The sequence below is a fragment of the Arhodomonas sp. KWT genome (assembly GCF_010993615.1).
On sequence record NZ_WNXE01000305.1, the window covers coordinates 1 to 2372 of the forward strand.

1 protein-coding gene is annotated in these 2372 nt (G+C 70.7%); it reads left to right on the forward strand.

What is annotated here, in order from left to right; genetic code table 11:
* Positions 1–20 precede the first annotated feature (20 nt).
* Positions 21–2372: hypothetical protein (locus G7A99_RS18200; protein WP_163142835.1), on the forward strand; the 2352-nt coding region annotated here is incomplete at its 3' end.

Sequence of the window (2372 nt, forward strand, 5' to 3'; positions counted from 1 at the left end):
ACGCCGCCGCCGATAACCGCATGAGCGAGGTGGACGAGACCTACCAGGCGCGGATGTCGGCGGTCTACGAGCGCCTGGAGGCCGAGCGCCGGGCGGCGGAGCGGCAGTTCGCCAGGGAACTCGCCGAGGCCGCCGACGAGGCGGAAAGGCGCACCATCCGCGAGCTGCAGCGCAGAAAGCGCGACCTGTGGGTGAACGGTTATCCGCGCTGCGAGGTGACCCCGGAGTACCTGCGGCTCAAATCCGAGCGGCACCGAAAGCTGCACTCCCTCGAGCGCACCCTCGCCGAGACCATCCAGGAATTCTCCGAGTACTACGACGACGAGCGGCCCGGCGACGTCGTCGCCGAGCTCGCCGACTACCAGGCCGCCGTCGAGACCGACACCCCGCGGCTGGACGCCGACTACGCCCAGTGGCTGGTCCACGGCCTCGGCGAGGCGCTGGCCCGCTACGAGCCGGACGACGTCCACAGCGGCCTGCGCGTCACCGAGATCCTCGCCGACGTGCTCCAGGGCGGCATACTCTCCGCCAACAGCCGCTGGGCCTGGGAGCAGCTCCTCGACGGCCTCGGGCAGGCCGACGGGCTGCTGCTGCGCGCCTACTTCCACAACCACCGCGCCAGCACCGGGCGTTTCGTCGCCGACAGCGCCGCCCTCGAGGAGGCCGGCGATGCCACCCTCGAGCTCGAGACGCTCAAGAGCTGGTACCAGCAGCTCAAGGCGCTGCACGCCGTCCACGCGCAGGGCTGGGCGCTGCCCGAGCTCGCCGCCTTCCGCCGCAGCATCGAGCGGCTCAACGGTATCGCGGTGAGCGCACTCACCGCCGTGCTCGGCCACCAGGCCAGCGCACCGGTGCGTGGCGGCGGGCCGCCGGCGATCGACATGCCCGTGACGATGCGCTTCGCCCGGCTGCTGCAGATCACCGCCCTGGGCCTGGACCCGGAGGCGGCGTTCCACACCCGGGCCAGCTTCCTCGGCGAGCTCGACATCAGCGTCGGCGCCTATCACGGCATGGTGAACGCCATCACCTATGACCTCGCCGACGCCGGTGACCCGCAGACGTATCATCATGCCGAGGCCACCGGGGACGGCCGGCGCGTGGGCGGCAACGTCGCCGGCGTCGCCATCACCGACGAGAACCGCGTGCGCGTCCCCTGGCTCATCCCCCACGACGAGCGCGCCGCGCTGCTGCCCTATCTCGACGACGAGCGGCGCTTCACCGACGGCGGCCCGCCCCCCGTGCTGCGCCTCGACGACGACGCCGTCTTCGAGCAGCAGCGGCGCATCAGCAAGCGGCTGCGCAGCACCGACAACCCCTTCCGCTTCCTCGACGCGGTGTTCAGCGTCGCCGGCCTCTTCCAGGCCGCCCGGGCCGTCCACGACGAGCCCGACAGCCTCGAGAACTGCTGGCAGCTCATCGGCGCCGTCGCCGGCACCGCCGAGTTCGTCGTCAACGGCGCCGCCGAGCTCCAGCAGGCGCGCCGCGGCATCGCCGCCGCCGGCCCCGCCACCACGGGGCGGCTGCTCTCCGGGCCCCCGAAGACGGCCCTGACCCGGGCGGCGAAGCACCTTGGCGTGGCCACCACGGTCATCGCCATCATCGACGGCTTCCGTGAGTTCGCCGAGGCCGCCGCGCTGTCACGGCGCGGCGCCGTGGCCCGCCAGGTCTACGGCCATGCCTTCCTCGGTGGCATCGGGCTCGCCGGTGGCCTGATCGCGCTGGCCTGCTCCTCGGCGGTGCTCGTCCCCGCCGTGTTCACGCTGATCACCCTCGTGACCGTGAGCCTGCTACGCCAGCTCGTGCCGCTGAACATCCGCATCTGGCTGCGCCGCAGCCTCTACGGCGTCCAGCAGGAGGACTACCGCTACGAGCCCTTCCACAGTGCCGAGGAGGAGCAGGAGGCGCTGGCGATGGTGCTGCGCGGCATCGTCTTCGACATGACGGTCACCGACCTGCAGGGGAGCGTCGGGGGCACGCTCATGCTCGCCGACGCCTACCAGAGCGGTGTCGCCGGGACGATCGCGTGGACCGAGGAGGCGGTCCGAACCCCCGAACTGACCTTCACGCTGACGGTCCCCGAGGCGCTCCACGGGGTGGTCCGGGTGAGGATCGATGAGCACATTCCCAACGAGAAATCGAATCCAATCGCCAAGTTCGAGCATGTTACCGGGAAAACCAAAGATCAAAACCATGACGCCCAGGATCGATTCGACGCGGCGGTTCAGGGTATTCCCCTAACCGAAAAGACCAAGGTCCCGCTGGAGATCGAGACCCGGGACGGGCAGACGAGCATCAGCGGCAGGGTCGAGGTCAGTGCCGGGGCCACGCGCATCGTCGCCGAGGTGCAGTACTTCAGTCTCCGCCGCGCCTGG